Below are 8,373 nucleotides of genomic sequence, written 5' to 3'. Positions count from 1 at the left end.
CGTCCGCGTCGAAGGCCACGCCCACCCGTGCGCCGCTCTCCGGGGCGGCGTACGGGGCGTGGCTCGGGAGCGGGTCTGTCGCCCCGGGGCGCGGCCGGCAGGCCCGAACGGCTCGGCACGGCCCCGCCCCGGCGGAGCCGTGGGCTTGCTGGGGCACTGAACCGGGTGGCCCACCAGGCGGAGGGCCGCCGCGGGTCCGGGTTGGCTCGCGGCCGGCACATCGGCGTATGGGTCCGCGGTCGGTGTCGCCCTCGGGTCTCAGCCGGTGAGGGGGAGGGTGAGCAGCTCGGCGATCAGTACGCACAGCACGGCCAGCATCGCCAGCAGCGCGCCGGTGCGCAGGGCTGTGGCGCCGCGCAGCAGCCTGGCCGAGGCGCCGACGCTCAGCAGGGTGGCGGTGGTGTCCGCCCGGTCGCCGCGCACCTCCAAAGCGGTGACCAGGGTGGTGGCGGTGACACAGGCCATCACCAGCCCCGCACCCAGGCCGGCCACCGGGCCGGCGGAGCCCAGGGCGTCGCCGTACAGGTCCACCACCGCGTACGCGGTGGTGGCCACGGCGCACAGGACGCCGAGCGGGCGCCCCAACCGGTCCGCGTCCGCCTCCAGCGCCCGCCCGGCCAGCAGCCGCAGCGGACCGGGGCGGAAGGCGGCCAGCAGCCTGCCGCACACCTGGGTCAGCCCGGGCCCCATGGCCATCAGCCCGAGCGCCACCAGTACCCAGCCGCCGAGGACGCCGGGTGGGCTGTGCACCGGGTGCCCGGGCAGCGGCAGCAGCTGTCCGGCGGAATCCCCGGCGCCCCGTCCCGCATAGGTCTCCACTGCCAGCCCCGCGGCGACCAGCGCGGCGCCCCACGGAAGCCCGAAGTCCAGCGCGATCGGCTCGGATCGCCGCGGCGTGCTCTCGGGGTCCTCGGCCGATGGGCGGTCCTGCTCCGTTTCCGGCTCCTCGGGCGGCTTGGGCCGCGGGGGCCGCGCCCGGCGCGGCCACAGGCTCACCGCACTGGACACCGCGGCCAACGCCGGCACCGCGCCGAGCAGCAGCAGCACCGCGCCCAGGGGCACATGGACGCCGCGGCCCAGGTCGTCGGCGAGGGAGGGCGGGCGGCCGTAGCGGCGCGCCCCCAGGAATCCGGCCAGCGCCAGCGCGCTGCCCAGCGCGCAGGTCACCGCGGTCGAGGCGGCCGCCAGCCGGGCGCGGCGGGCCGGTCCGAACCCGGCGGCGGCCAGCCCCCGGCCGTCCCGGGTGCCGCGGTCGATACGGGCCACCGCCACCGCGAACTGCACGGTGGCGGCCAGCGGCACCACGCACCACAGCAGCCGGGCCGCCGAGCCGCCGGCCCGTTGCGGGTGGGCCATCGCGTAGCCCAGGGTGCACAGCAGCAGGAAGCCCGCGCTCGCCGAGGCAAGGGCGACCAGCAGCCGGCGCAGCAGGACGAGCGGGTGGGTGTCGCGGGCTAGGCGGAGACTGAGCACGCGTCTCGGCCCTCCGCGTCGGGTGCGGGGATGGCGCCGACCCGTCGGCCGTCGAGCAGGGCGACGGTCTGGTCGGCGAGTGGGGCCACCTCGCTGTCATGGGTGGCGAGCAACACGGTGATGCCGTGTGAGCGGGCCGCGGCGGTGAGCGTACGGAGCACCTGCCCGCGGTCGTCGTGGTGCAGCGGGGCGGTGGGCTCGTCGGCGAAGAGCACCTTGGGGGTGGCGGCGAGGGCCCGGGCGATGGCGACCCGCTGGCGCTGGGACTGCAGCAGGGCGGCGGGGCGCTCGCGCTCCCGGTCACCGACGTCCAGCCGGTCCAGCCACTCGCGAGCGGTGGTGCGGGCGGTGCGGCGGGGGGTGCCGCGCAGCATCATTGGCAGGGCGACGTTCTCCCAGACCGTCAGCTCGGGGACCAGCCGCGGTGCGGGGTCGATCCAGCCGAAGTGCTCGCGGCGCAGCCGCTCACGGCCGAGCTGGGTGAGGGTGTGCACCGGGGAGCCGTTGAACCACACCTCGCCGTCGTCCGGCAGCAACCGCCCGGAGAGGCACTCGAGCAGGGTGGTCTTGCCGCAGCCCCGTGGTCCGGTGAGGGCCACCACCTCGCCTTCGTGGACCCCGAAGGAGACCCCGGTGAGTGCGGGTGAGCCGCTGTAGGCATATGTGATGCCGCGCGCCCACAGTACGTCGTCGTCCGGCGGAGCCACCATGCCAAGCACCTCGGCTTACCTACGATTGTCCGCTCCCCTGGCTGGGTGAACGAGGACACAGCGAATGGGTCACTGGCACGGTAAGGACATCCCGGGCCGCAAACGGTCCAGGCTCGGCGCGGGGGCGGCTCGTTTCCTCCGATCAGCCCTGATGGGAGGGGCCGGCCGGCCGACGTCGGGTCGGCGCCGGACCGGCACGGGAAGGCGTACGGGAGCGGCGTCCGGTGGACGGAGCACGGGGCACGGGGCGACGGGGCGCGGACCACGGGGCACGGAGCGAAGGGGCGCGGAGCACGGGGCACGGGGCACGAAAGACGCCGGGCGTACGGGGCCGGGCCGGGCCTCTGGCCGACGGGCCCGGGGCGCGCACCGGTCGCGGCGTCGGTCCCGTCGGCCGGGACGGGGCGCCGAACCGCCGCGGGGCCCCTCGTGAGGGATGGCGAGGGGCCCCGCAGGGGAAGAAGGCCGCCGGGGGAGGGGGAGAAACCCTGGCGGGGTCGGTGTCAGAGCTTCGTCCACGCCTCCGTGAGGGTCGCGCGGAGCACCTGCTCGATCTCGTCGAAGGTGGACTGGTCGGCGATCAGCGGCGGCGCCAGCTGGATGACCGGGTCGCCGCGGTCGTCGGCGCGGCAGTAGAGGCCGTTGTCGTAGAGGGCCTTGGAGAGGAAGCCGTACAGGATCCGCTCGGTCTCCTCCGCGTCGAAGGACTCCTTGGTGGTCTTGTCCTTGACCAGCTCGATGCCGTAGAAGTAGCCGTTTCCGCGGACGTCGCCCACGATCGGCAGGTCGTGCAGCTTCCGCAGGGTCTCCAGGAAGGCGGCCTCGTTGTCCAGCACATGCTGGTTGAGGCCCTCCCGCTCGAAGATGTCCAGGTTGGCCAGGCCCACCGCGGCGGAGACCGGGTGGCCGCCGAAGGTGTAGCCGTGCAGGAAGGTGTTGCCGCCCTGGTAGAAGGGCTCGGCGAGCCGGTCGGAGACGATGCAGGCACCGATCGGGGAGTAGCCCGAGGTCATGCCCTTGGCGCAGGTGATCATGTCCGGGACGTAGCCGAACTTGTCGCAGGCGAAGACGGTGCCCAGCCGGCCGAAGGCGCAGATGACCTCGTCCGAGACCAGCAGCACGTCGTACCTGTCGCAGATCTCGCGGACCCGCTGGAAGTAGCCGGGCGGCGGCGGGAAGCAGCCGCCGGCGTTCTGCACCGGCTCCAGGAAGACCGCGGCGACCGTGTCCGGGCCCTCGAAAAGGATCTGCTGCTCGATCTGGTCCGCGGCCCAGCGGCCGAACGCCACCGGGTCGTCGCCGTGGATCGGGGCCCGGTAGATGTTGGTGTTGGGCACCTTGAACGCGCCGGGCACCAGCGGCTCGAACGGGGCCCGCAGGGCCGGCAGCCCGGTGATGGCCAGCGCGCCCTGCGGAGTGCCGTGGTAGGCCACCGCACGGGAGATCACCTTGTGCTTGGTGGGCTTGCCGACCAGCTTGAAGTACTGCTTGGCCAGCTTCCAGGCGGTCTCTACGGCCTCGCCGCCGCCGGTGGTGAAGAACACCTTGTTCAGGTCGCCCGGGGCGTAGTTCGCCAGCCGCTCGGCCAGCTCCACCGCCTTGGGGTGGGCGTAGCTCCACACAGGGAAGAAGGCCAGCTCCTGAGCCTGCTTGGCGGCGGTCTCGGCCAGCTCCGTCCGGCCGTGGCCCGCGTTGACCACGAACAGGCCGGCGAGCCCGTCGATGTACCGCTTGCCCTTGTCGTCGTAGATGTACGTGCCCTCGCCGCGCACGATGGTCGGCACGGGAGCGTTCTCGTACGACGACATGCGGGTGAAGTGCATCCACAGGTGGTCGTACGCCGTCTTGGACAGGTCGGCGCTCATGGCTATCTCGTTCCCCAGGTGTAGGTCTGCTTCCGGAGCTTGAGGTAGACGAAGCTCTCGGTGGAGCGCACGCCGGGCAGCGTGCGGATCCGCTTGTTGATCATCTGGAGGAGATGGTCGTCGTCCTCGCAGACGATCTCGATGAGGAGGTCGAAGGACCCCGCGGTCATCACCACGTACTCGACCTCGTCCATGGCGGTCAGGGCGTCCGCCACCGGGTCGAGGTCGCCCTCGACGTTGATGCCGACCATCGCCTGCCGCCGGAAGCCCACGGTGAGCGGGTCGGTCACCGCGACGATCTGCATCACGCCTTGGTCGAGCAGCTTCTGCACACGCTGCCGCACGGCGGCCTCGGACAGACCCACCGCCTTGCCGATGGCTGCGTACGGGCGGCGCCCGTCCTCCTGGAGCTGCTCGATGATCGCCAGGGAGACGGAGTCGATCGACGGCGTGCCGTTCTTGTCAGTGGCCACGAACATCACTCTGCATGAGGACTCAGCAGTCTGACAACCCCAAACTAATGAAATTCGTTGTTGAGGGGATCCGATCTAACGGATTCCGCAGTTATGGGTAGGTAGGTATGTTGAAAGCGTCGCCTCGGCGACTAGTGTGGGTGTCTCACCCATCGGGACATGTGACAGGAGGGGTGGCACGTGACCACCGAACTGCGTCGTCTGCGCAACTACATCGACGGGGAGTTCAGGGACGCCGCTGACGGGCGGACCACGAAGGTGGTCAACCCGGCCACGGGCAAGAGCTACGCCACCGCCCCGCTCTCGGGCGCCGCGGACGTGGACGCCGCCATGGCCGCCGCAGCCAAGGCCTTCCCCGTCTGGCGCGATTTGGTGCCGGCCGAGCGCCAGAAGGTACTGCTCAAGATCGCCGACGCCTTCGAGGCCCGGGCCGAGGAACTGATCGCGGTCGAGTCCGAGAACACCGGCAAGCCGATCGCCCTCACCCGCTCCGAAGAGATCCCGCCGATGATCGACCAGATCCGGTTCTTCGCCGGCGCGGCCCGGATGCTGGAGGGCCGTTCGGCCGGCGAGTACATGGACGGGATGACGTCCATCATCCGCCGTGAGCCGGTCGGGGTCTGCGCGCAGGTCGCGCCGTGGAACTACCCGATGATGATGGCCGTCTGGAAGTTCGCCCCGGCGCTCGCCGCGGGCAACACCGTGGTCATCAAGCCGTCCGACACCACCCCGGCGTCCACCGTGCTGATCGCCGAGATCATCGGCGGTGTGCTGTCCGAACTGGGCCACCCGCAGGGCGTCTTCAACGTCATCTGCGGCGACCGTGAGACCGGCCGGCTGATGGTCGAGCACGAGGTGCCGGCGATGGCCTCCATCACCGGTTCGGTGCGCGCCGGCATGCAGGTCGCCGAGAGCGCCTCCAAGGACCTCAAGCGGGTCCACCTGGAGCTCGGCGGCAAGGCCCCGGTGGTGGTTTTCGAGGACACCGACATCGCCAAGGCCGTCGAGGACATCTCGGTCGCCGGCTTCTTCAACGCCGGCCAGGACTGCACCGCCGCCACCCGGGTGCTGGTCCACCAGTCCATCCACGACGAGTTCGTCTCCGCGCTGGCCAAGGCCGCCGCCGAGACCAGGACCGGCCGGCCGGACGACGAGGACGTGCTCTACGGCCCGCTCAACAACGCCAACCAGCTCGCCCAGGTCAGCGGCTTCATCGACCGCCTGCCGGCACACGCCAAGGTCCAGGCGGGCGGCCACCGGGTGGGCGAGGAGGGCTACTTCTACGCCCCCACCGTGGTCTCCGGCCTCAAGCAGGACGACGAGATCGTCCAGAACGAGGTCTTCGGCCCCGTCATCACCGTGCAGTCCTTCACCGACGAGGCGCAGGCCGTGGAGTACGCCAACGGCGTGGACTACGCGCTGGCGTCCTCGGTGTGGACCAAGGACCACGGCCGGGCGATGCGCATGTCCAAGGCGCTGGACTTCGGCTGCGTGTGGATCAACACCCACATCCCGCTGGTCGCCGAGATGCCGCACGGCGGCTTCAAGAAGTCCGGCTACGGCAAGGACCTCTCCGCCTACGGTTTCGAGGACTACACCCGCGTCAAGCACGTGATGACCTCGCTGGACAGCTGACCGCCGCTCGCTCGGTCCGCCCCGGGCCCGGCACCCCGCACGGGGCGCCGGGCCCGGCCGCGTCCGGGGCACGGAGCCGGCCGGCCGCGCCCCTCGCGGTTCAACGGGGCAGCAGTGCGCGCAGCGTGCCGATCCGGTTGGTGGTGATCGAGTCCGCACCGGCGCGCAACAGTCGGGACATCGACCACCGGGTGTCCGCGGTCCAGGCCGAGACCAGCAGGCCGTCCCGGTGCGCGCGGTCGACCAGATCCCGGGAGACCAGCCCGAAGCGGTAGTTGAGCCAGCGCGGCCGCAGACCGTCGAGGAGCACGGGCCGGGGTGGCGCCAGGGTGGTCCAGGTGAGCGCGGTCTCCGCCGCCGGGTCCGCGCGGCGTACCGCATGGAGCGCGGCCGGCCCTCCGCAGTAGTAGACCTGTTCGGCCGCTCCGTGCTCATGGACCCGGGTGACCGCGGTGTGCGCGGCGGACGCGTCCGGCAGGTCGATCATCACCCGGACCCGCCCGTCGCCGGAGAGCATCGTGGTCAGTGCCTCGTCCAGCAGCGGCACCCCGCCGCCGGTCACCTCGCGGACCTGTGCGGCGGTGAGCTCGCGCACCGGGCGGTCGTGGCCCCACAGCCGCTTCAGGGTGGCGTCGTGCACCACCACGGGCACTCCGTCCCGGGTCAGACGGACATCGATCTCGACGGCACCGGCCCCCGCGCGCATCGCCGAACGGATCGAGGGAAGGGTGTTCTCCCGGTGCACATACGGGTCGCCACGGTGGGCGACGGCGGTGAACGCGGCGGACGGTGCCGAACCCCTGCTGGCCATGGGGGACATTGTGCCCTCGGGGCGGGCCGCCGGCCGATGCGGCCGCTGGGCGCGGTGCGGCCCGAGGACACCTGCCACCGCACCGTGCGGACCCCGGCACCGGCCCTCGGTCCGGTCAGCCGATCGCGGCCGCGGTGTACGCGTCGATCTCGGCGGCCAGCCGCGCCTTGCCGGCCGGGTCCAGGAAGGAGGCCTGCACCGCGTTCTTCGCCAGCGCCGCGAGGCCGGCCTCGTCCAGGTCCAGCAGCCGGGCCGCGACCCCGTACTCGGTGTTCAGGTCGGTGCCGAACATCGGCGGGTCGTCGCTGTTGACGGTCACCAGCACACCCGCCGCCACCATCTCCTTGATGGGGTGCTCGTCCAGGGTGGCGACCGCCCGGGTGGCGATGTTGGAGGTGGGGCAGACCTCCAGCGGGATCCGGTGCTCGGCCAGGTGCGCCAGCAGCTTCGGGTCCTGGACGCTGCTGGTGCCATGGCCGATGCGCTCGGCGCGCAGCTCGGTCAGCGCGTCCCATATGGTCTGCGGGCCGGTGGTCTCGCCGGCGTGCGGCACGCTGTGCAGACCCGCGGCGATCGCGCGGTCGAAGAACGGCTTGAACTGCGGGCGCGGCACACCGATCTCCGGGCCGCCGAGGCCGAAGCTGACCAGGCCCTCCGGGTGCAGCTCGGTGGCGATCCGGACGGTCTCCTCCGCCGACTCCAGGCCCGCCTCGCCGGGGATGTCGAAGCACCAGCGCAGCACCACGCCCAGCTCGGCCTCCGCGGCCTTGCGGGCGTCCTCTATCGCTTCCACGAAGGCGGTGTCCGGGATGCCGCGCCGGGTGGAGCTGTACGGGGTGACGGTCAGCTCGGCGTAGCGGATGTTCTGCCGCGCCATGTCCCGGGCGACCTCGTAGGTGAGCAGCCGTACGTCGTCGGCGTCCCGGATCAGGTCCACCACGGACAGGTAGACCTCGATGAAGTGCGCGAAGTCGCGGAAGACGAAGAAGTCCTTGAGGGCCTCGGGGTCGGTGGGCACCCGGGAGTCGGGGTGCCGGGCGGCCAACTCGGCCACGATGCGCGGGGAGGCGGATCCGACGTGGTGGACATGGAGCTCGGCCTTCGGCAGCCCGGCGATGAAGGTGCTGAGATCGGTCAACGGATTCTCCTGGGGGGCGGACGCGCCGCCGGCGGCGGCTCCGGCCATCGTAGAGGGGCTCTCCGCCTCCACCGCGTGCCGTTTCCGCCACCTCAGGCCTTAGCATGACCGGGCAACACAGCGTCTGGGGGAGAGACATGGGCGATCAGTCCGAGCACCGGCCCGAGCGCGGGGAGGAGCAGCAGCCCCCGCCGCGCGAGCCCGACCCCTGGGCGCCCCCCGCCGATCGGGCACCGGTCGACCCGCCGCCCGCCGGCGGTCCTTCCAC

Annotated in this window: 7 protein-coding genes; 1 reads left to right on the top strand and 6 read right to left on the bottom strand. The window is 72.2% G+C overall.

Annotated elements, in window-relative coordinates; translation table 11 throughout:
- Positions 1-258: 258 nt before the first annotated feature.
- From E4099_RS24950 to E4099_RS24935, 4 genes are all read right to left on the bottom strand, one after another.
- Positions 259-1,473, bottom strand: coding sequence for a hypothetical protein (locus E4099_RS24950; protein WP_135341365.1), 1,215 nt, complete (start codon positions 1,471-1,473; stop codon positions 259-261).
- Positions 1,455-2,183, bottom strand: a complete 729-nt coding sequence (locus tag E4099_RS24945) for an ABC transporter ATP-binding protein (protein WP_135341364.1) — start codon at positions 2,181-2,183, stop codon at positions 1,455-1,457. Before E4099_RS24945 ends, E4099_RS24950 begins: the two co-directional genes overlap by 19 nt.
- 503 nt (positions 2,184-2,686) lie before the next feature.
- A complete protein-coding gene (locus E4099_RS24940) occupies positions 2,687-4,048 on the bottom strand; it encodes an aspartate aminotransferase family protein (RefSeq protein ID WP_135341363.1) in 1,362 nt (453 codons plus the stop codon).
- 2 nt (positions 4,049-4,050) lie between these two features.
- Complete coding sequence (locus E4099_RS24935) at positions 4,051-4,527, bottom strand: Lrp/AsnC family transcriptional regulator (protein ID WP_135341362.1); 477 nt, start codon at positions 4,525-4,527, stop codon at positions 4,051-4,053.
- Positions 4,528-4,701: 174 nt separating this feature from the next.
- On the opposite strand from E4099_RS24935, the gene E4099_RS24930 reads away from it, so the two are divergent.
- Positions 4,702-6,156 carry a gamma-aminobutyraldehyde dehydrogenase gene (locus E4099_RS24930; RefSeq protein ID WP_135341361.1) on the top strand — a complete coding sequence of 485 codons (1,455 nt, stop codon included), beginning with the start codon at positions 4,702-4,704 and terminating at the stop codon, positions 6,154-6,156.
- 100 nt (positions 6,157-6,256) lie between these two features.
- Here E4099_RS24930 and E4099_RS24925 read toward each other — a convergent pair whose 3' ends face one another.
- Positions 6,257-6,967, bottom strand: coding sequence for a glycerophosphodiester phosphodiesterase (locus E4099_RS24925; RefSeq protein WP_135341360.1), 711 nt, complete (start codon positions 6,965-6,967; stop codon positions 6,257-6,259).
- Positions 6,968-7,082: 115 nt separating this feature from the next.
- A complete protein-coding gene (locus tag E4099_RS24920; RefSeq protein WP_209446722.1) occupies positions 7,083-8,105 on the bottom strand; it encodes an adenosine deaminase in 1,023 nt (340 codons plus the stop codon).
- Positions 8,106-8,373 lie beyond the last annotated feature (268 nt).

This window comes from Streptomyces palmae, assembly GCF_004684805.1.
In the GTDB taxonomy this organism is placed as follows: Bacteria; Actinomycetota; Actinomycetes; order Streptomycetales; family Streptomycetaceae; genus Streptomyces; species Streptomyces palmae.
This window is presented reverse-complemented; position numbering and strand designations above follow the sequence as displayed.